Source organism: Lacticaseibacillus casei DSM 20011 = JCM 1134 = ATCC 393, from assembly GCF_000829055.1.
Classification (GTDB): Bacteria; Bacillota; Bacilli; order Lactobacillales; family Lactobacillaceae; genus Lacticaseibacillus; species Lacticaseibacillus casei.
In genome coordinates, this window is sequence record NZ_AP012544.1 from 2,607,362 (window position 1) to 2,630,710 (window position 23,349).

Consider the following 23,349-nt stretch of genomic DNA (forward strand, 5'->3'; position numbering starts at 1 on the left):
CCTGACGAATCGTGTTGCTTAGGCGGTAAACTTTACAAAATGACAAAGTAACCATCACATTTTCGTCATACTTTGCCAGTAGTATTGGCACCATAGAAATGAGCCACCCACTCATTCCTAAACCCCAACCTAATTTTCATTTTTCTCCTCCAAAGAAAAAGATGATTGGCCCCCATCCGATCATCACCCCAAAAAAGGCTCGCTGCGTTTTGGCAGCGAGCCTTTTGTTGTGGACCGATAACTTTTCGAAAATAATCAACGTGATGCTTAAACTAACCGATCAACGCCAAAGCTTGATGGATCATCTTTCTTGTCATCCTGCTTTTCATCGGCCTCAGCTGGCTTTTCAGTCTTGGCTTCGTCAGTTGACTTGACGTCTTTTTTAGCATCCTTCTTGTCGTCGTCCGTTTCTTCAGGCTTCTTAGGTGCGGCCTGTTCACGGATTTTGGCTTCGATTTCCTTAGAAATTTCCGGATGTTCATCCAGATAATGGGAGGCGTTCACAAGTCCTTGGCCTAAACGCTCTTTGCCGTAGTTATACCAGGATCCTGACTTGGTGATGACATCAAACTTACTGTCTTTTTCCGTCACTAAGTTGATCATGTCGGTGTTGTGCTCAATCCCATGGCCAAATGACATCGTGGTTTCAACCGTCTTAAATGGTGGTGCCACCTTGTTTTTGGTAACCTTCAGCTTGCTGGCAAAACCGATCACATCTTTGCCATCTTTGACTTGCTGGCCTTTTTTAACCTCAATACGAACCGAGGCATAGAACTTCAAAGCGCGTCCACCCGGTGTGACTTCCGGATTGCCAAACATCACGCCGACTTTTTCCCGCAACTGATTGATAAAGATGACCAATGTATTGGTATTGTTAATCGACCCGGCCATTTTACGCAGTGCTTGCGACATTAACCGCGCTTGTAAGCCGACATGACTGTCACCAATGGCGCCTTCGATTTCAGCCTTGGGAACCAAAGCGGCAACTGAATCAATCACGACAATTTCCACGGCGGCAGATTCGATCAGCATTTCGGCAATTTCCAATCCCTGTTCGCCCGAGTTTGGCTGGGATAACAGAAGGTCGTCAATGTTAACCCCCAATTCAGCCGCATACTTTGGATCCATCGCGTTTTCGGCATCAATATAAGCTGCCTTGCCGCCGGACTTTTGCAACTCTGCGATCGTCTGCAGTGCAATCGTGGTTTTCCCGGTACTTTCAGGACCATAGATTTCCACAATCCGGCCGCGTGGCAACCCGCCGACACCAAGCGCCAGGTCCAGTGAAAGAATGCCGGTCGAAACAACATCAACCTTCAGTTCCGGCCGATCACCCATTTTCATCACGGCGCCTTCACCAAACGCCTTCTTGATTTTCTGCAGCGCCTTTTCTAATTCGGTTTCGCGATCTGTGGTATCAGATTTTGTATTTGCATTCTTTGTGGTCGTTTTCTTCGCCATACTTGTCTCCTTAATTACGCGTCTATAACGCTTAAAATACACTAGTTACATTATCGAACATGCGTTTGTTTTTTGCAAGCTTTTCGTTCAACAAAACGGATTTTTCTGCGTGCCAAATTGGTTTCCCTTCTATTTTACCTGAAGCAACCGGGCGATTGGGAAAAATCTGCTGTTATTGATGGGCTGAAAAGCGTTTGCTGGGGCAGGAGTCTGCGTGTAAGGGCCTCAAGACACAAATGGCCAAAGCCTGGCCATTTGAGTTTAGCGGCCACGAGTTCTCTGCTGCGTCTCGGAAACGCGCTCACCGGCGCAGAAACCTGCGTGTAAGGACCTTGGGCGCAATGGCAAAAACCGCCATCACGCCCAAGGCCACTTACACTCCGGTTTCTGAACGCGCCAGTTCGCGCTCTGTTGAAAACATGCTATGATGGTTCGGTCAGTGATGGCAATCATACACACAAGGTGGAGAAAAATAATGATGTTCATGGGTTCCTTTGTCAACGGCTTAACCATTATCGGCGGCGGTCTGCTTGGGCTGGTTTTGCACAATATTAGCGACAACGCCAAGGACACGATTACCAAAAGTCTGGGACTTGGCACGTTTGCGCTAGGCATTCAGATGGCGTTGCAGACCAAGAGCTTCATTGTCATCATCATTAGCCTGTTTCTTGGTGGCCTGCTGGGTGAGTGGCTGCATATTGAAGACGGCATGAATCATCTTGGTCTCAAGTTGCAGGAGCGCTTTGCAAAAGGCAACAGTCACTTTGCAGAAGGTTTCGTCACTGCTACTTTAATCGCCGTCATCGGTGCCATGAGTATTCTCGGTGCGATTCAGGCCGGCGTGTCCGGTGATAACGCAACACTTTACACAAAAGCGGTCATGGACGGTTTCATGGCCATCATGATGACCGCTTCACTTGGCATCGGCGTTATGTTTTCCGCTATCCCCGTGGTCTTGTATCAAGGTACGATCACGCTGTTAGCCAGTTTCTTAGTCCAGTTCATCCCCAAAACCTTGTTGGCGACGTCCTTGCGCGAAATCGGCGCAATTGGCGGTTTGATGATTCTAGGAATTGGTTTGAACCTCATGGACATCACCAAGATTCGAATCTCCAATCTTTTACCGGGATTACTCGTTCTCCTGGCGATTCTAACAGGTCAGTATTTTTTATAAATTAGGTATCTAAAAAGCAGGCCGCGCCTTGACCTGCTTTTTAATAGTCTGTTACCTATTACTATTTTTGCGGCTCCGATCAGAAATTAGGAATCAATCCTTGCCGGCCGCTTTGAAAACGCCGATAAACCACTTTACAATGCCAATCACGGATTTTGGTCAAAATGCGCGAATTCGCATCGTGATACCAATAGCGCAGATCGTCTTTAATGTACAAACGATTCAACCATGCATGATCATGCCGCAAGAATGTGAAGCTCTCAAGTAAATCCTGCTCGCGCCAGACATCTGGCAACAGAAACTGGCTTCGCGTAAAGCGTTTTAACTGCCTTCCCGAATAATAAACCCGTTCAATCCGGCCGATGAAAAATGCGGTATGCCCTTTACCGACGTATGGCGCCATTGGTGCGACAATCAGTCCACCGCGCAGCCGCTCAAACCAGTCAGTTTGCGGACTTACCTTAATTGCATGCGTAACATCTTTGGGTAACCGGAAGTCCAAAACCAACCCATCCGGACGGCGAACCCGTACAACGATATGTTGCTTCTTCATGTTACCACCCCACTTACCTTGGCCCCTAAGGCGACTTGTACTGCTGAAAAAAGTTTAACACGAAATGTTCGGATTTGCATAAAGAACGTTTGTTTCGTTAATTAACCCTCCGCCAAACTAACCAACCTCGGCGACGCAAGCGGTGAATTCAAATGTGAACACAATCACCACAAAGATATAATAGAATATTGCATTTGCCTTCACATTTCATTCACACCCTGTCTGTAGTATAAGAAACATAGAAATGAGCTACCCACTCATTCCTAAAACCCCAACCCAACTTTTTCATTTTTACTCCTCCAAAGTAGAAATCGTCGATCGTCCCCCAAACGATCAGACACCCCCAGCAGGCCGCCCACCCAGCGGTCTGCTTTTTTGGTGTGAGCGTGAGCTGGCGCGGTTAGAAGCCGGAGTGTAAGTGGCCTCGAAACCAAATGGCTGGGTTTTGGCCATTTGGTTTCGAGGTCCTTACATGTAGGCTTCTGCGCCAGCGAACGCGTTATAGAAAGCGGAAATAAATTGGCTCTTTGCCTCCAATAGAACGATCTTCAGCCAAGGCTGGCGAACGCGTTATAGAACACGAAAGCCCTCCCCTCACATTTGCCTCAAATAGAACATCCTCTAACGCAAAAAAAGCCCCCACACCGGGAGACTTCTCACGCCTACAAACATACCCTAGCGTTTAAACAACGCATACAAAGCATCCGGCGTCCGTGCCGCCTGAAACGCCTTGACAAAATCCTCATGCGTCAGCAACTTTGCCGTATTCGACAAATACTTCAAATGACCACCGCTGTCATGTTCCGGAATCAAAAACGAAATCACAGCTGTCACCGGTTTACCATCAAACGTCTTCCAATCAACCGGCTGTGCCAAATGCAACACCAGCATTGCTGATTGCTTAATCGTGGCATCCTGTGCATGCGGAATGGCGATACCTTTTTCCATGCCTGTCGAACCTTCTTCTTCGCGGGCAACATACTTTTTAAAAATCGCATCGGCATCCGTGGCAAGGCCATTTTTAACCGCCATGTCCGCCAAGTAGTGTAAGACATCGTCACGCGTTTTAGCAGGCACATCAACTTCGATGTTTTCCTTACTCAAAATGTCACTCGGGTCAAAGGTTTCGTTGGCCTGATCATCGACCGGTGCCGGCTGGTTGCGCACCGGGTCAACCTTCACTGGTGCCGCGGTCGCATCGTCTGCAGCTCCTTCCGCTGCCACAGCCGCTTCAACCACGCCGGTTTTCACGCCGCGTTTTCTAGCAGAGCGCCCGGCAATCATGGCTAAAAGAACGCCTGATGCAGCCGCACCAACCAAAATCCATGCGACCCAGAGAAACGGTTTGTTCACCAGTGGCAAAACGATGAACCCACCATGGGGTGCCGGCACTTGAATGCGCGACATGTATGTCAGCACTGCCGCAATCGCTGAGCCAACCATAAAGGCAGGAATGTTCATCAGTGGATTTTTGGCTGCGAACGGGATCGCGCCTTCGGTAATATGTGTCGACCCTAGCAAAGCATTGACGTAACCGGCACTGCGCTCGTCACGATTGTAAGCTTTAGGATTCAGCAAAACCGAAATCGTGGTCGCCAGTGGCGGCGCAATGCAGGCGGCTGACACACCGGCCATGAAAAAGTAATTACCTTGTGCGAGTAATGCGGTACCTGTCAGATACGCAGCTTTGTTAATCGGACCACCAAAGTCGGCAGCACACATGACGCCAACCACAACGCCTAAAATAATCGGGCTGGACCTTTCAAGTCCTTTTAACCACGCCATCAAGCCGAGATTCATCGCCTTCATGGGCGTGTTGATCAGATACATAATCGAACCGGCAATGAAAACCCCTAATACCGGATAAAGGAAAATCGCTTTTAAGCCACGAAATTCCTTGTCAGGCATAAAGGCAAACGCTTTTTGTAACATTAGAATAACCAGTCCGGCCATGTAGCCACCGACAATTGCGCCTAGGAATCCGGACCCGTTGCCGCCGTTGTAAGCGATCATCCCGACTGCCATGCCCACAATTAAGCCGGATCGCTTCGCCACGGCTTCACCGATGTATGCTGCTAAGACCGGCACCATCAAGCCCATCGCTGCACTGCCGACCGCATTGAGCATGGCCGCGAATTGGTTGTATTCGGCATTCTTCGGGTCAGCCGAGTAAATCCCCCAGAAAAATGAAACAGCGATCAACACCCCGCCGGCAACCACTAGCGGCAGCATGTGCGAAACCCCGTTCATTAAACTGGTATAAATCTTGTTGCCAATGCCGGCAGTGCTGGTTTCAACGTTTTCATCGGCACTAGCCTTGGCTGTCCCGCCTTTTGGCATATAAACCGGCGTACTGTCACTTAAAGCTTCCTTGATGAGTTTGTCCGGCTCGCGGATACCCGCTGCCACCGGAACATTGACCAGCGGCTTACCGGCAAACCGATCGGCGTCCACATCAATGTCCGAAGCGATGACAACCCCTTTGGCCCCTGAGATCTCAGCCTGCGTCAATGGGTCATCCACACCGGTCTGGCCGTGCGTTTCCACTTTGATCGTTAGGCCCATCTTTTTGGCGGCCTGTTCCAACGCTTCTTGCGCCATATAAGTATGCGCGATGCCGGTCGCACAGCCGGTTGCCGCAATCAAATCATATTTTGCCATTATCTAACCCTCCAATTGCTTGATCTCAATTTGCGTCAGTAATTCATCTGTCCGGGTAAAATCCGTGATCCATGCGCGCCGGGCCGTGTCACTGCCGGCCGCAATCGCTAATTTCAATGTGGCGGCCAAATCTTGCTTTTGATACAACCCGGCTAAAAAGGTGCCGAGCATGGTGTCACCTGCGCCTGCCGTGTTGAGCACGTCAATTTTAGGGGCGTTGCCAACCAGCGTAACTTCATGATTCATGAACAACGCTCCCTCAGCGCCCAGTGAAACCAGAACATTCTGCGCCCCGGCGTCCAGTGCCCGATGCCCTAAAGCCACCATGGTCGCCAGATCAGCCGCGCCGGATTGATCAAACCAGCTCATCAACTCCGCATCATTTGGCTTCACTAACAGTGGCCGATACGCCAAGGCTTCGACGGCTTCAGGATAAGCACTATCGATGATCAACTGAAAACCTCGCTCCTGACTCAAGGCGCCCAGCTTCAACAAAAAACTCGGCTCAATGCCCTGCGCAAAACTACCCGAGACGCAGAGCCAATCTTCAGCACCCAGCGTGGTCAGTTGTTGATATAATTGTTTTAATGTTGCTGGGCTAATTTCGGGGCCGGGATTGACCAGTTTGTATTCCGTGTTGTCACTCACGACCCGCGTAAACACATTAATCCGGGTAAACCCGGCATCTTTATAAAAATGATTGCGAATGCCCTGCTGCGTCAAAAAGTCGGCAATATAATCCAGTGTAAAGCCACCGCCCACGCCAAGCGCGACATTATCTACTCCGCGCCGCTTCAAGATACAGCTGACATTGACGCCTTTCCCATTCGCCTGAATATCATAGCTATCTGTCCGATTCACCGTATTGGGGGCCATTGTCTGAGTTTTAATAAAAAGATCAATTGCCGGATTTAACGTCAGCGTATAAATCAAATTAACCGCTCCTTCATGTCATTCGTTTTTGCTTATTTCTATGTTAACCGCTTTCATGCGAAAAGAGTTTTCTGCTTTCAGCGATTTTGGTACCGGATCGAAAATGTTTTTCAGGAGGTTGTTTATGGCCACACTTAGTCCAACAGAAGCATATCTTTGGGATTACATCGAAAACCACCAGCAGACAGTCGTCAACGCCTCGATCACACAGTTAAGCGCCGCTGCCAACGTGTCGCCTGCCACCATTGTCCGAACCATGAAGAAAAAAGGCTTCAACGGCTACACCGAATTTCGGCATAACTTGTTGAAACGCATTGGGGATGCTGAACCTTTTGGGATTCTTGATCAGGTCGATGATCAGATTAAAAAAGTGATCATGCAAAATCAAATTGAGGTTCATAACACCCTCGACAACTTAAAAGTTTCCGTCATTGAAGATTCGGTGCAATTGCTCGCCAAAGCCGAGATCGTCCTGGTACTCGCCCGCGGCTTGTCAGAATCGATCGCTTCTGAGATCACGCTAAAACTTCAGCTGCTTGGCAAGTATGCCGAATTTTTCAGTGATCCCAACATTATTCAAACCATTGCCGGACAGATCAGTCCAAAAGCAGTCGCCCTCACGATTACTTTGAACGGTGAAACGCCTGAACTCGTCGCCGCCGCCAAAACGCTGGCAGCACGCGACATCCCGCAAATCATTTTGACGACCAACGCCGAAGCGCCCATTGTCCAATATGCTGATGAATTATTTGTGGGCTATAAATCAAAGGCCGCCTATTTCGACAAATATGAAGTGGCTTCGCGTTTGCCATTGCAAGTGATGAGTCGGATTTTACTAGATAGTTATGTGGTGCGGAAGCGGAAGCAGGCGCGTTGATCACGTTCTGTTGTTTTTAAAGACTGAACATTCAACATACTAAAAATTCAGTCGAGCTACTTTTTATACCAGACATGCAGCTATTTTTAAATAACATAAGTTTGTTAACCAACAAGTCTCAACCAATTGCAAAAATTGTCTTGTTCAATTGGTAATATATGCTATGCTAGTTGCTAAATCAGGTTGTAACGCAAAAATGTGTCAGACCTAATACCATTCAGGAGAAACAAAATTGGACTCGAAAGTACATTACAAACGCTACAAAAGCGGTAAGTTCTGGATAACCGCACTGATCTCAGTCTCGTTTGGCATCATCGGCAGCTTAGCCGTTCCACAGCTTTGCGAAGCCGTTCCCGTTTACGCAACTTCAATAACAGATGTTTCAATTAAGGTTGGACCTAATGAGTTTTCCCAGTATTTTAAACTCAGCGGTTCAGCCTCTTTTTATCCCAAAGATTCAAAGACGCAAGTGCAACTCACGCCTAACTTACCCGATCGAACAGGGAGTGTTGCCTTAAACACCAAGATCGATATGAGCCAGAGTTTCACACTCAAGGGCCGGTTGTATCTGGGCGATGACCCAGACGGTGCTGATGGGGTGGCTTTTCGATTCGCCGATACGAAACCCGGTGTGCTTGGTGATGCCGGAAATGCTTTTGGCTTAGGCGGGCTAAAAAACGCTTTTGGGGTTAAATTCGATGTGTATTATAACGGCGTTCGGACAGAGGGAGCTTTGCCAGATGTTTATCGCGCCAACCAAATGAACGTTATCTACACTGACGACGCAAAAGGTAACCAAGTAGCTGGCGTTGACGGTGGCGAAGGCGTGAGTCACGCTAAAATTCAGGGCGCAAACGGCCAGTACTCCGAGTTGATCGTCAATTACGATGGTGACAACCGGATCATGACCGTCACCGGAAGCGGTGCAACGATCAAATTCAATGCGGCACCCTATATCAAAAACGATCAACTGTCAATGTTCATCTCCGGGTCAACCGGCGGCAAAATGAATCAACATGCGTTCGACTTTGAATCGTTTAGCTTTACCCCGGGATTAGACACGGTGAAAGAAAACTTGAAAAACAATCTGACCCCCACGATCACCGCACCTAAAAACGCTATTAATCAAGATCCCACATTGACGAATGCGCAACGCAAGCAATTGTGCGATGCGATTGATCAGGCGCTTCAGAACGGAAAATCCGCGATTGACCAAGCAACTAAAACCGGTGATGCCATTGCGGCTTTCGATACAGCAAAAGCCAAAATTGACGACATTCACAAATCCGGTCCGCCACTGGCCGATCAAAAGGCGACACAAAAGCAGGCGTTAAAAGCAAAACGCGATCAGATTGCCGATGTGAGTTATAAAGATTATGCCTTAACGATGGCTGAAACGAAGCAACAAACGCTCGCTGCTGATCAGGCCTTGGCAGATGCAACGGCGGCGGTTGATGCGGCCAGTGATGCAAACGGCATTAGTCAGGCTGCCGAAAACGGCTTGAAAAAGATTGCTGCGGCCTACCAACCAGGCGTGCCTTTAGCTGACCAAAAAGCCGCCCAAAAGAACGCACTCGCCAATGCAGCAACCAGTGCTAAGCAAACCATTCAAAAAGACCCGACTTTGACAACTGCACAGAGGAAAAAGCAATTCGGCCTCGTTGACAATGCCGTGACAGATGGGGAAACCGCCATTGATGCAGCCAATACTGCTGATAAAATCAACAAGGTTCTTGCAGCTGGTAAAATCAGCGTCAATCAAGTGCATCAACCCGGAGTTCCCTTAGCTGACCAAAAAGCCGCAAAGAAGCAAGCATTGAAAACCAAGCGTGATGAAATTGCCGACACTAGCACCAAAGATCTGACACTAACAATGCAAGAAACGAACGATCAAATTGCCCAAGCCGACAAGGCACTATCAGGGGCTAATGCAGCCATTGATGCAGCAGCCGAGGCAGATATCGTCAATCAAGCGGCAGCAGACGGGCTACAAAAGATTACCGACGCTTATCAACCGGGAGCTTCTTTAGCTGACCAAAAAGCGGCACAGAAAAAGGCATTGAAAGCCGAACGCGACCGAATTGCGGACGTGAGTTATAGGGATTATGCGCTAACGCTTGCTGAAACGAAGCAACAAACCAGCATTGCCGATCAGGCGCTAGCCAATGCCAGTGCGGCCGTTGATGCAGCAGCAAGCGCAGATGCGATCAACAAAGCGGCCGCAAGTGGTTTGAAGCAAATCGCCGCTGCCTATCAACCCGGAGTTCCCTTAGCTGACCAAAAAGTTGCGAAAAAGCAAGCCTTGGCAAATACAGCTGACAAAGCTAAGCAATTCATTCAAAGTGATCGAACTTTGACAACTGCTGAAAAGAAGATCCAACTTGCTAGCGTTGATACAGTGTTAAAAGATGGCGAAGCTGCCATTGATACAGCCATTACTGCTGACAAAATCAACAAAGCTGAAGCAACTAGTGCGTCTGCCATTTTAAATGTTCATCAACGCGGAACCGACCTCGCCGATCAAAAGGCCGCTCAGAAACAAGCATTGAAAACCGAGCGCGATAAGATTGCGGACATCAGTTTTAAAGATTTGACGTTAACGATGGCTGAAACCACTCACCAAACGGATACGGCCGATCAGGCGTTAGCAGCTGCCGAAACGGCCATTGATGCTGCCACTGATGCGGATGGCATCGTGCAAGCAGCCGATGATGGCCTACAAAAAATCACGGCCGCCTACCAACCCGGCATCCCGTTAGCTGATCAAAGAGCCGCACAGAAAAAAATGCTGGCAACCGAAGCCGCCAACGCTAAGCAAACGATTCAAGCCGATCCGACTTTGACAACCGCAGAAAAGCAAACGCAACTTGCGAGCGTTGATACCGCTTTGACAGATGGCGAAGCGAGCATTGACGCTGTTGGCAATGCCGACAAGATCAACAAAGCTGCGGCAGCCGCCAAAGACAAGATCAACAAGATCCCGCAATCCGGGGTCGCCGTTGCCGATCAAAAAGCAGCGCAGAAAAAGGCGTTGCAAGCCAAGCACGATAAAATCACTGATGTCATTAATCAGGATCTGACACTGACAAGTGAGGCCCAGAAGCACCAGATTAGCCAAGCTGATCAGGCTTTTTCTGATGCCACGGCGGCTATCGATACGGCTGCCGATGCAGATACCATCAACCAAGCTACCGAAGATGGTTTAAAAGCAATTGCTGCGACTTATCACCCGGGAACGCCATTAGCTGACCAAAAAGTTGCGCAGAAACAAGCACTTAAAGCTGAACGCGATCGAATCGCCGAGGTCAGCAACAAGGACCTCTCACTAACCATGACTGAAACGAATCACCAAATCGGTATCGCCGATCAAGCATTGACCGATGCCAGTACAATCGTTGATGCCGCGGCGAGTGCAGACGCAATCAACCAAGCAACCGCAGACGGCCTCAAAAAAATTGCCGCCGCATATCAACCCGGCGTTCCGTTAACCGACCAAAAAGCCGCGCAAAAAAAGGCCTTGGCAAATGATGCCGCCAATATTAAGCAAGCCATTCAAGACGATCCAACGTTGACAACCACGCAAAAGGCCCAGCAAGTCGCCAACGTTGACACCGCCTTGGCTGATAGTGAAACTGCGGTTGATACAGCGAAAACAGCTGATGCCATCAACAAGGCCGTGGCCGCTGGCAAAACGTCTATCAGCAACGCGCACCAACTCGGCATCGCCATCGCCGATCAAAAAGCTGCGCAGAAGCAGGCGTTGACTTCCAAACACGCTGAAATCACTGATGTTATCAACAAAGATCTCACGTTAACGAACAAAGAAATGAAGCGGCAAATAAGCCAAGCTGATCAGATGCTAACGGATGCCAAAGCAGCAATTGATGCTGCTGCCGATGCAGATGCCATTAACCAAGCGGCTGATAACGGGCTCAAAAAGATCACTTCAACTCATCAATCAGGCACACCGCTGGCTGATCAAAAAGTCGCGCAAAAGAAAGTGTAGGCCGATGCAGCCGATAAGACCAAACAAAGCCTTCAAGGTGATCCGACCTTGACAACGGCGCAAAAGCAACAACAACTTACTAGCCTCGACGCTGCCCTAGCTACTGGCGAAGCCAACATTGACGCAGCAACTAGCGCTGACGCCATCAACACAGCTGCAGCGGCGGGTCAGGCCAACATCACCAACGCCCACCAATCCGGAGCTGCCATTGCCGCTCAGCAAGCCCGCCAAAAACAGGCCGTACAAGCCAAACAAGCTGCCGTGATCGATCGCATCATCCATTACCCAACATTGCCGGCCACGGAAAAGAAAACTCAGACTGCGCTTGTTGATCAGGCTCTTTTAACTGGTAAACAAGCCATTGATGCGGCGGTGACCGCTGATGCGATTCAGCAAGCCGCCACCGTCAGTCAAGACAACATCGACAAAGCCCATCAATCCGGAATGGCAATCGATGATCAGAAGGCGGCGCAAAAGGCCCAGCTCACTGCGCAATCCAAGCAAGTTGAACAAGCCATCAAAGATACGCCTACTTTGACCACTGCCGAAAAATCTACCCAACTTGACGCAGTCGCCAAAGCCTTGACGACCGGGCTGAACAATATCGATGCTGCTTCCACCGCCGACCAGATCAACGCCGCGACCGCGACTGGCAAAACCAACATCGCAGCAGCGTATCAAGTCGGCCTTCCTTTGAATACCCAAAAAGGCAACAAAAAGAAACAGCTTAACAACGCCGTCACCCAAGCCGAGCAAACCATCCAAGGTGACGTGACTTTGACGTCCGCTGAAAAGCAACACCAGCTCGATAAGGTTGCCCGTACCTTCAAAACGGTTAGCGATGCAATCGATAACGCTAAGACCGCGGATGCTATCAATGCGGCGTTTGATGCCGGTAAAGTCGATATTGGAAAAGTCCACCAACTCGGCACACCTTTAGCTGATCAAAAAGATGCCCAAAAACAGGCACTGGCCAATGAGCTCGCTAAGATTCAGCAAAATATTCAAGCCGACCCAACCTTAACCACTACCGACAAGCAGCAGCAAAGCGATCATGCAGAGGCAGCCAAAACGGCAGCTGCAAATGCCATTAACAATGCCAAGTCAGCCGACACCATCAACGCCGCGTTTGACGCTGGCAAAGCCAACCTGGCCACTGCTCACCAACCCGGCGCCGCAATTGCCGCTCAGCAAGCAGCCAAAAAGCAGGCACTGAATCAGGAACTCGCCAAGATCAAGCAAGCTATTCAGCACGACGCGTCCTTGACTACTGCCGAAAAGCAGCAGCAAGCCGCCGCAGCTGATAACGCAGGTCAAACGGCGGCAACAACGCTCGATACTGCCAAAACAGCTGACGCAATCAGTGCCGCGTTCAACGCTGGCCAAGCCGCCATTAAAAAGACGTATCACCCGGGCAAAGCTATGGCTGATCAGAAAACAGCGCAAAAGCAGGCGTTAGATAACGTAACCGCTAAAATCATCCAAGCGATCCAAGGCGACGCCACATTAACGACTGCCCAAAAACAACGACAAGTCGATGCCGCGACCAAGGCAGCACAAACAACGGTCGCAGCCATTGACACGGCGAAATCCGCTGATGATATCAAGGCAGCGCTCGTCGCAGGCCAAGTCACCGTCGCCAACGTTCATCAACCCGGCAGTCCTATCGCAGCGCAACAGACTACTCGGAAACAAGCGCTTGACCATGAAGCCGCCACCACCCATCAAGCCATTCAGCATGATGCCACACTAACGGCTGCTGAAAAGAACCGGCAATTCGCTGCAGTTACCACGGCCAATAAAACTGCCCAAGTCGCCATTGATGCTGCCAAAACCGCTGACGACATTAACGCCGCGTTTAACACTGGCAAGACAGCCATTCACCAAGCGCATCAAGCCGGCAAACCTATCGCTGACCAGAAAACCACCCGCAAGCACTCACTAGCCAGTGAGGTTCTTAAAGTTACCCAAACCATTCAAAGCGACCCAACCTTAACGGCGACCGAGAAAAGCCAGCAAGCCAATGCCGCTGCCAAAGCCGGAGAAACGGCCAAAACGACCGTTGAGGCGGCCAAAACTGCTGATGACATCAATACCGCATTTGCTGCTGGCAAAATGGCCATCGCCAAGACTCATCAACCTGGCACCGCCATCGCCGATCAACAAGCCGCGCAAATTCAAGCGCTGGCTCAGGCAGCCGCCAAAACTGCGCAGCCCATTCAAGCAGATCCTACTTTGACAACTGCCGAAAAACAGCAGCAAGCCACCGCAGTCACCAATGCTCAGAAAACGGCGCAAACCGCCATCATGGCGGCTAAAACTGCCGATGCGATCAATGCAGCAACCGCTGCCGGCCGCATCGCCATCAACAATAATTATCAAGTCGCCACCGCGATTGTTCAGCAGCAAATCACCCAGATCCAGGCAGTCGCTGATAAAGCTAAAACTGTCAAACAAGCCATTCAGGTGGACGCAACCCTCACAGCTGCGGAAAAACGCCAGCAAATAACTGCAGTCAACCAGATTGAAAAAACAACTCAGACCGCTATCAAGGCAGCGACTACCGCTGATGCAATCAACGCTGCCGCTGCAACCGGAACAACTGCCGCAGCCAACGCCCATCAAAACGGGCCATCCCTTGCCGACCAAAAAACCGCTCAAAAGAAGGCCATTAGCTCCGTATTTGCTAAAGTCAAAAAGACTATCCAAGCTGATCCAACGCTAACCACACCGGAGAAACAACAGCAACTCATGGCTATCACCAAAGCAGAAGCAACTGCTCTTGCCAACATCGATATGGCCACATCGGCAGATACCATCAACGCCGCGTTTGATGCCGGCAAGGTTGCGATCACCAATAGTTACCAGACTGGTACCCCGCTCGCCGATCAGAAAACGGCCATGAAGCGATTGCTGGTTTCAAAAGTGGACCGCACCAAGCGAAGCATCAAAAACGCCCCCACGTTAACGATAGCGGACAAGCGGCAACAAACCGCGGCCGTTGACAATATTGATCACACCATCCAGGCCATTCTCACCACTGCTGCTACAGCTGATGCCGTGCACACAGCAACTACTGCAGGTATGACCAACTGCACCAACGCCTATCAAGCCGGCCTCTCTATTACCGATCAAAAAGTACAACGTAAGCGAGAGCTAAACGCTGTGACTGCTAAAGCCGTTCAGACCATTCAAACCGACGTCACCTTAACCGCAAAGGAGAAAAAAGCACAAGCCGACGACGTTCATAAGGTTAATCAAATAGCCGTAGTGGCCGTCAATGCGGCAATGAAAGCCGACGCCATCAACGCCGCGTTTGCGATCGGTAAAATTGGCATTAACAGTGTGCACCGAGTTGGCCAGTCGTTGGAAATCCAAAAGACGCACCAAAAGCAAGCAGTAGCAAATGCCGCGAATAACGCTGAACAAACCATTCAAAGCGATCCAACGCTCACGGCTGCAGATAAAACGCAACAAATTGCGGCTGTTGGCGAGGCAGCGACACTTGCTGCAAATGCGATCGACAAGGCCTCCTCCGCCGACACGATCAAAATTGCAGCCACTAACGGCATCATCGCCATTAACAATGTCCACCAAGCCGGCACATCGATCGCTGAGCAAAAAGCGATCCAACAACCGGCGCCTGATGTGGCAACGATTGCCACAGACAATCAGGTCGTTGACGATAACACTACGCAAATGGTCATAGAGAAGTCAGAACAGCCTAGTACTGTTGATCAAACCGTCCAACAAGCTGAAGTCGCTATCGACGTAACACCGACAGCCGATGCCACCAACAAAGCACTAGCAGTCAGCGAAGCGACACCGGATCAGCCGCATCAGCCAATTGCGTCCTCAACTCCCCAAAAAGCTGCTGAAGAAAAGGTAACACAGTCCGAACACGATCAAGTCACTGAACGGATCACAGGTGATATGGTTTTGGTCCGCGAGTCCCAAGATTCTGCCAAAATCACGCTCACTAATCAGCAGCCATCAGACAAGGTCTTAGCTGATAAACAACGCGAACTTATAGAAATAGCTGATATTGAAACCGAGGATGAACAGGAGCAACTCGAATACGATCCGTTGTTAGCAGGGGTACAAAAGGATACAGAAGAATCCCAAACAATTCGCGAACAGCCAGACCAGGAAACGGACATCACAAAAAGCACCGAGCGCCATGAAACCGAGATTGTCACCCGCAATACGCCTACTATTCCGAAACCTGAGCAGCTCCCTGTCCAGGAAACACCAAAAGTCATTAACCTCGCCAAACGAGCAAACCAAGTCGCTTCTTTACCACAGACTGGTGACAACAAGGCCCATGGGTTAGCGGTTTTAGGTGCGCTAATCTTAGGCATTGCTGGCCTGACAACCTCCGGCAAAAAGCGCAAACGTATGTGAGGTCAAACTATTGTAATCGTATAGGTCGGTATCTTCACCCAAACAAGCCCTCAATCGGAACTGGCAACAGTTCGCGATTGAGGGCTTGTTTGTTTGCAATATTCATCCTATTCATAGCAGATGCCGTGATCCTTCTTGGTGTTACCGTTGTCGGGGCCTTAATCCCCACTGTCGTCTCTGCCAACGTACCGTTTGTTTTCAAAACCGGCAAAGTCGTTTTGAAGGCGCAACCCGTTCTTAATCAAATCATGCCGTCGCTGGTTCCGGTGGCGTTGGTTGCGTTAAGTTACTGGCTGCTTGGCAAGAAAAAGATGAATTCAACACGCCTCATTGTTCTGGTGTTGATTCTCGGCATTGTTTTAGGTGCTTTTGGGATTATCGGTAAAGCTTAAATTCTCGAATATTAGCCGAAAATCATCAAATTTATAAAAACGATTCTACGCATTTTGCACGATTAGCCAAAATTCGTAGAATCGTTTTTATGTGTCAATGTCAAGCTTTCTAACAATGAACGCTCTTGTTTTTATAGTTAACTAATAATATGATGAGTTTTTGAAATAATTAGGCTGCTGTATTATTAACAATTGTACCTTTGATTAACCGAAGATACCAATTCGTTTCTGTATAGTACTATTTTAGATCGTTTATGATGCAAATTACTTTACCCAAAAGAACTAAACATGCCTAGATTGCAATAATAAAGTTACCACCTAGAAAGAGGCTTGCTCACTGCTTGAACTGGGGTTTGCCAACGGAGACATTTTCTAGGTTTGTTATTGATAAGCGCTGTGGCTTGTTGAATATCGGTCTCTGAAACCTGATCAAAGTGTGTTCCCTTCGGGAAATAGTAGCGAAGTTCTCGATTGAACCGTTCATTTGTGCCCCGTTCATTCGGGTGATAGGCGTGGCAAAAGTAAACCGGTATCCGATAGCGCTTTGTAAGCGCCTGATCGCAGGAAAACTCTTTACCGTGATCAACCGTCACTGATCGAACCGGACCCGGAAAGTCCACCATCAGTCTTGCAAATCCCTTGAGAACAGCATTTTGTGATAAGTTTTCAAGCTTAGTTGTCGCCATTAAACGTGTCACCCGATCGACAATGGTCAAAACAGCAGCCTTTGACCCGCGACCACCGCGAACTGTATCCATCTCTAAATGTCCTTTTTCGGTTCGCCGATTAGCTGACTCACTGCGAATCTCAATTGAGGTGCCTACTGCTTGGTTATAGCGCGACCGAAGGTCTTGTCTTCTTTTATGACGTTTACCGTGATCAAAGAGTTGGCTTGGCTGAAAATCGACTTGTCTTTGATAAATCCAGTGGTAAATCGTGTGTGGCGCACAGTGAACGGCATAACCGACCATTTCAGGGGACCAACCCAGGTTTAGCTTCTCAGTTACCATCCGCTTCAACTTAGGCGTTAAAATCGAGTGCCGACCACAACGATGCCGACAAGTATCGGCATGATCCTGAGCTATAATGGCGCAGTAATCACCTTCAGGGCAACGGTGAAGCTCATGCCTAATAGAAATACGAGAGCGGCCTAAGGTCGCGGCGATGTATTGAATCGTGTGGTGTTGCATCAGTTCTATCTGAGATCGTTCAATTAAGGTTATAATGGCCATGGGACCTGTCCTTCTCTCTAGATGGTATGTTATGCAAACACCATTTTAGCAAGAACGGACAGGTCTTTTTTCACATTTTCTGGGTGGTAACTTTAATTATGCAATCTAGGCATGATACTCTTCTTGTTAGAAAGTGAATAGATGAACATTGTCCCTCGCTTTAAACAAGGAGAAGAAAAATGGAAAGAAAAGTACACTATAAAAGCTACAAGAGCGGCAAGTTTTGGGTTGCCGCCCTCATTTCAGTGTCGCTCGGAACGGTTGGGGTTATCACCATTCCACAGATTTTTGAGGCCGTACCGGTCTATGCGGATGCCAGCCTGACTGACGTCACTGCCACGGTTGACCATAATGACTTCTTAAATTATTTCAAATTGGGCGGACCTACAACACCGGGCAAACAGCCAGCAATTCCCTATCCAGCCGGGCAACAAGGTTATCAGGTTCAGCTTACCGCTGATGCCCAAGGACAAGCGGGAAACGTTGCCTTAAAAACAAAAATCGATATGACGCAAAGTTTCACGCTTACGGGTCGGCTTTATCTTGGCAAAAACGCTAGCGGTGGCGATGGCGTTGCTTTTGGCTTTGCCGATGCCAATCCTGGTGATATCGGTCAACCAGGTAATGCGTTCGGTATTGGCGGATTGCCGAGAGCGTTTGGGGTTAAATTCGACGAATATTACAACGGCGGTGGCGACGAATATGCTGCAGCAGATTTGGACCCAGGTGACTACCCTCAAATGCGAGTGGTTCATACGGGTCCAGGTGACAATCCAACACAGGTCGTGGGAGTCAAAGGTGCAAAAGGAGTGTTCTACAACAACATCCCCGCGCCAAATGGACAACATGTAGACCTGGTGATCACCTATGATGGCCAAACTAAACAGATGACCGTGAAGTATGGCACCGTGGGAATTACTTTCGATGCAGGCCCGTATATTAAAAACGAACAATTAGCCATGTTTCTCACTGGCTCAACTGGTGGCGTCACTAACCAGCATTTGTTCGATTTTCTAAAGTTCACATACACCCCAGGACTAAAAGCAGTTCAAGCCGATCTTAAAAATAGATTGCTCACTGAAGCAAACACTCAAAAAGCAGCAGTTAACGCTGATCCAACGTTAACAACTGGCGATCGTAAGATTCAAACAGACAAAATTGATGTTGCTCTCAAAACAGGACAAGATGCGATCGACACCGCGGCCACAACACCTGATGCGATTACGGCATTCGATAACAATAAGCCCGAAATTATCAAGGTACACACGCCGGGTCAACCGCTAGCAGATCGAAAAGCGGACAGAAAGACAAAATTGCAGGCTGAGCACGACAAAATCGTAGCTGACATCAACAAAGATCCAACTTTGACCTCCGCGGAAAAGACTCAGCAAATCACTAATGCTGATACAGCACTAACTAAAGCTAATTTAGCAGTCGATGCTGCGACCGATGCAGATCATGTAGACTCAGCATTTTCGAATGGAAAAACTTCGATTGATGCCGCCCATCAGCCCGGTGCCACGCTTGATGCCCAACGAGCTGCTAAAAAGGCAGCATTAGATACCGAGGCAGCGACAGTAAAAAAAGCCATTCAAGACGACGCCACCCTAACCTCAGCCGAAAAGAAAACACAGTCAGACGCCGTTGATAAAGCCTTAACCGATGCCAAATCCGCCATCGACAATGCCACAACAGCTGACACGATCAACGCCGCTGCGGATACTGGTTTAGCCAATATTAGAAATGCCCACCAATCGGGTCCGTCCTTGGCTGACCAACGCGCCACCCAAAAGCAGGCGTTAAAAGATAAGCACGATCAGGTTGTCAATGATATTAATCTGGATCCAACATTGACGGCCGTCGAGAAGAAAACGCAAATCACTAATGCGGATCAGGCACTCACCGATGGCAATGCTGCCATTGACACTGCCGCCACAGCTGATGCGATCAACCAGGCAGCGACCGTTAGCCAAGCAAACATCGACAATGCGCATAAAGTCGGAAAACCGCTCGAGGATCAGAAAAACGCGCAGAGGCAACGGCTGACCAATGAAGCCACTGCGGTTAAGAAAAAGATTCAGGATGATGTCACGTTGACAACAGCGGAAAAGACCCAACAAACCGCTAACGTTGATAAAGCACTGACAGACGGTTTAGACGCCGTCAACGCCGCAACCACCGCTGACGGCATCATTGCAGCCGGAGATGACGGCATTACTGCCATTGATAAGGTCTATCAAACCGGCACACCCCTTGATGACCAAAAAACCGCCAAGAAAACGGCGATTGATAACGCGGCCGCCATTGCCAAGAAAGCCATTCAAGACGACCCAACTTTAACAACGGCTGAAAAGCAACAACAACTGGCCGTGGTAGATAAGGCGGTCACAGACGGCAAAAAGGCTATCGACGCCGCTACCAATGCGGATGACGTCAACAAAGCTGCCGATACGGCGATCACCACGATCAATCAGGCCCATCAACCAGGAAAATCAATCGCCGACCAAAAAGAAGCCCAAAAACCGCCATCGACAATGCCGCAACTGCTGCCAAAAAAAGCCATTCAAGACGACCCAACCCTAACGAAGGCTGAAAAGAAGCAGCAAACTGACGCCGTTGATAACGCTGCCGACGCCGGCAAGAAGGCTGTCGATGCCGCTACCAACGCGGATGATATCAACAATGCAGCTAACACCGCCATCACCGCCATCAGTAAAATCCATCAGCCGGGAAAGCCCCTTGCTGACCAAAAGGACGCCAAGAAAACAGAACTTGACAATGAAGCTGCCAAAATCAAAACCGCGATTCAAGGTGACCCGACTTTGACCACCGATGAAAAGAACAAGCAACTAGATGCAGTTGACAAGGCCCTTGACGCCGGTAAGAAAGCCATTGACGCCGCAGCTAACGCCGATGACATCAACACGGCTACTGATGCTGCTAAAACCAACATTGACAATGCCCATCAACCTGGCACTTCGATTGACGACCAGAAAAAGGCACAGAAAGAAGCACTCGAAAAGGAAGCCCAGACCGTCAAAGGGGCCATTCAAAATGACCCGACTTTGACGACGGCCGAAAAGCAACAGCAGACCGATAACGTCGATAAAGCGCTAAAAGACGCCGAAGCTGCCATTGATAAAGCCACGACCGCTGACGAAATCAACACCGCCACGGCCACTGGCAAAACCAACATCGACAACGCCCACAAGCCTGGCACCTCGCTTGACGACCAAAAGGCTGATCAAAAGAAGAAACTCGAGGACGAAGCTGCTGCAGTCAAAAAAGCGATTCAGGATGACCCAACGCTAACGACTGCCGAAAAACAACAGCAGACAGCGAACGTTGACAAGGCGTTAAAGGATGCCGAAGATGCGATTGACGCCGCAACAAACGCGGATGGCGTCAATCAGGCATTTTCTGATGGTAAGCCAAGATTGACGCGGCACACCAACCTGGCAAAACGCTCGACGATCAAAAAGCGACCCAAAAGAAGGCTCTCGAAGACGAAGCCGCCACAGTCAAAAAAGCCATTCAAGATGACCCAACACTGACAACGGTAGAGAAACAACAGCAAACAGCCAATGTTGACAAAGCGTTACAAGATGCTAAAAACGCGATTGACGCCGCAACAAATGCTGATGGCGTCAACCAGGCATTTTCTGATGGTAAAGCCAAGATCGACGCGGCGCACCAACCCGGCAAAACGCTCGATGATCAAAAAGCTGCCCAAAAGAAGGCTCTCGAAGACGAAGCTGCCGCCGTTAAAAAGGCCATTCAAGACGACCCAACGCTGACAACCACCGAGAAGCAGCAACAAACTGCCGATGTCGATAAAGCGTTGAAAGATGGAACAGCGGCCATTACCAATGCCACGAATGCTGACGAAATCAATCAAGCCTTCGACACCGGCAAAACCAACATCGACAACGCCCACCAGCCGGGCACCGCAGTCGATGATCAAAAAGCTAATCAAAAGAAGGCACTGGATGATATTGCTGCCAACGTCAAAAAAGCCATTCAAGACGACCCAACTTTGACGACGGCTGAGAAGCAGCAACAAACCGCCAACGTTGACAAAGCACTCAAAGATGCTAAAGACGCGATTGATGCGGCCAAAGATGCCGACAGCATCAACCAGGCATTTTCTGACGGCAAGACAAACATCGAAAAAGCCCATCAGCCTGGGCAAACACTTGATGACCAAAAAAATAATCAAAAGAAAGCCCTTGATGACAAAGCTATCAAGATTAAGCAAGCCATTCAAGGCGACCCAACCCTGACGACTGCTGAGAAAAACCAGCAAATTGCCGAGGTCGATAAAGCGGTCAAGGATGGCAAAGACGCGATTGACGCCGGGACCAACGCTGACGAGATCAACAAGGCATTCACGGATGCCAAGAATAACGTTGACCAAGCCCACAAACCTGGCACGGCTGTCGATGATCAAAAGGATGCCCAGAAGAAGTTACTCGATGAAGAAGCGGCCAAAGTTAAACAAGACATCAAGGACGATCCAACCTTAACCACTGCCGAAAAGCAGCAGCAAAGTGAAAACGTTGACAAGGTGCGCAAAGATGGCCAAGCTGCCATTGATGCCGCGACCAATGCCGACGACATCAACAAAGCGTTTGAAACCGGCAAAGTGAACATCGATAACGCCCATCAACCGGGTAAAACGCTCGATGAGCAAAAAGCCGCTCAGAAAAAGTCACTTGATGAAGAAGCGGCCAAAGTTAAGCAGGACATCCAAAATGACCCAACCCTGACGACAACCGAAAAGCAACAACAAGCCGAAAACGTTGACAAGGCGCGCAAAGACGGCCAGGCCGCGATTGACGCTGCCACGACCCCGGATGAAGTCAATCAGGCTTTTGAAACTGGCAAAGTGAACATTGACAACGCTCACCAGCCGGGCACGTCCCTTGACGATCAAAAGGCTGCACAGAAGAAGTCACTGGCCGATGAAGCCACGAAGGTTAAGCAAGCGATCCAAGACGACCCGACGCTGACAACTGCCGAAAAGCAGCAGCAGAGCGAAAACGTTGACAAAGCCTTCCTGGACGGCCAAAAAGCAATCGATCAAGCGCAAGATGCCGACAGCGTCAACACGGCATTTGCAACCGGCAAAGCTAACATTGACGCCCAGCACCAACCTGGTAAATCTCTAGCCGATCAACGCTTGACTGCCACTACCGAAATTGACAAAGAAACGGCTAAAGTCAAGCAGCAGATCGACAACGACCCTCTGCTGACTGATGCTGAAAAAGCCGATCAAAAGGCTAAGGTGGATCACGAAGCAGCTCTGGCTAAGGAAGCCCTAGCAAAAGCTATGGATGCTGACGCCTTAAATGCCGCGCTTGCTGACGGCATCAAGAAAATTGACGCCCAGTACGTGCCGGGCACAGCCAAAACGCCAACTCCTGATCAAGGACCAAAACCGCTGACCGTCGATCCGCAACCGACGACAACGCGGCCACTATCAACCACGCAAACGCCAACCTCCCCATTGCCGCGAACCGGTGACAAACCAGCAACCGGCTTAGCTGCCCTGGGTGCCTTCATCCTAAGCATGTTCGGCTTCGCGCTGACCGGTAAAAAACGCAAACGTTCTTAAAGTAAAAATCAATCTGGATGATGTAATTAGAAAGTAGCG

At 49.4% G+C, this 23,349-nt stretch carries 11 protein-coding genes and 1 pseudogene; 7 read left to right on the plus strand and 5 right to left on the minus strand.

Annotation, left to right across the window (positions count from 1 at the left end; genetic code table 11):
- Window positions 1–267: 267 nt before the first annotated feature.
- Window positions 268–1,461: a recombinase RecA gene (gene recA, locus LBCZ_RS12575; RefSeq protein ID WP_025013132.1), complete on the minus strand. Its 1,194-nt coding sequence runs from the start codon at window positions 1,459–1,461 to the stop codon at window positions 268–270.
- A 475-nt stretch (window positions 1,462–1,936) separates the two neighbouring features.
- Between recA and LBCZ_RS12580 the strand changes: the two genes are divergently transcribed.
- Entirely contained in the window at window positions 1,937–2,635 is a 699-nt protein-coding gene (locus LBCZ_RS12580; RefSeq protein WP_025013133.1) for a DUF554 domain-containing protein, read from the plus strand.
- A 79-nt stretch (window positions 2,636–2,714) separates the two neighbouring features.
- Here LBCZ_RS12580 and LBCZ_RS12585 read toward each other — a convergent pair whose 3' ends face one another.
- The 3 genes from LBCZ_RS12585 to pfkB all read right to left on the minus strand — a co-directional run bounded on the left by LBCZ_RS12585 (window position 2,715) and on the right by pfkB (window position 6,782).
- Complete coding sequence (locus LBCZ_RS12585) at window positions 2,715–3,188, minus strand: DUF7679 family protein (protein ID WP_010490873.1); 474 nt, start codon at window positions 3,186–3,188, stop codon at window positions 2,715–2,717.
- Window positions 3,189–3,863: 675 nt separating this feature from the next.
- The gene (locus LBCZ_RS12590; protein WP_025013134.1) at window positions 3,864–5,849 is read right to left on the minus strand and encodes a fructose-specific PTS transporter subunit EIIC; all 1,986 of its coding nucleotides are present in this window, start codon (window positions 5,847–5,849) and stop codon (window positions 3,864–3,866) included.
- Window positions 5,850–5,852: 3 nt separating this feature from the next.
- Entirely contained in the window at window positions 5,853–6,782 is a 930-nt protein-coding gene (pfkB, locus tag LBCZ_RS12595; RefSeq protein ID WP_025013135.1) for a 1-phosphofructokinase, read from the minus strand.
- Between the two features lie 124 nt (window positions 6,783–6,906).
- Here pfkB and LBCZ_RS12600 point away from each other — a divergent pair, with 124 nt between their 5' ends.
- From LBCZ_RS12600 to LBCZ_RS12615, 4 genes and pseudogenes are all read left to right on the plus strand, one after another.
- Window positions 6,907–7,659, plus strand: a complete 753-nt coding sequence (locus tag LBCZ_RS12600; RefSeq protein ID WP_025013136.1) for a MurR/RpiR family transcriptional regulator — start codon at window positions 6,907–6,909, stop codon at window positions 7,657–7,659.
- Window positions 7,660–7,891: 232 nt separating this feature from the next.
- On the plus strand, window positions 7,892–11,665 hold the full coding sequence (locus tag LBCZ_RS12605) for a lectin-like domain-containing protein (protein WP_039639894.1): 3,774 nt from the start codon (window positions 7,892–7,894) through the stop codon (window positions 11,663–11,665).
- A 48-nt stretch (window positions 11,666–11,713) separates the two neighbouring features.
- Complete coding sequence (locus LBCZ_RS12610) at window positions 11,714–16,069, plus strand: DUF1542 domain-containing protein (RefSeq protein WP_039639892.1); 4,356 nt, start codon at window positions 11,714–11,716, stop codon at window positions 16,067–16,069.
- 113 nt (window positions 16,070–16,182) lie between these two features.
- Window positions 16,183–16,461: pseudogene (locus tag LBCZ_RS12615) on the plus strand (PTS system mannose/fructose/sorbose family transporter subunit IID); the annotation flags it as partial.
- A gap of 311 nt (window positions 16,462–16,772) precedes the next feature.
- On the opposite strand, the gene LBCZ_RS12620 reads toward LBCZ_RS12615, so the two are convergent.
- Window positions 16,773–17,693, minus strand: coding sequence for an IS30 family transposase (locus LBCZ_RS12620; protein ID WP_107750408.1), 921 nt, complete (start codon window positions 17,691–17,693; stop codon window positions 16,773–16,775).
- Window positions 17,694–17,872: 179 nt separating this feature from the next.
- Between LBCZ_RS12620 and LBCZ_RS16435 the strand changes: the two genes are divergently transcribed.
- Window positions 17,873–21,247 carry a DUF1542 domain-containing protein gene (locus tag LBCZ_RS16435; protein WP_052253386.1) on the plus strand — a complete coding sequence of 1,125 codons (3,375 nt, stop codon included), beginning with the start codon at window positions 17,873–17,875 and terminating at the stop codon, window positions 21,245–21,247.
- Window positions 21,226–23,310 carry a DUF1542 domain-containing protein gene (locus tag LBCZ_RS16440; RefSeq protein WP_228767551.1) on the plus strand — a complete coding sequence of 695 codons (2,085 nt, stop codon included), beginning with the start codon at window positions 21,226–21,228 and terminating at the stop codon, window positions 23,308–23,310. Before LBCZ_RS16435 ends, LBCZ_RS16440 begins: the two co-directional genes overlap by 22 nt.
- Window positions 23,311–23,349: the final 39 nt, after the last annotated feature.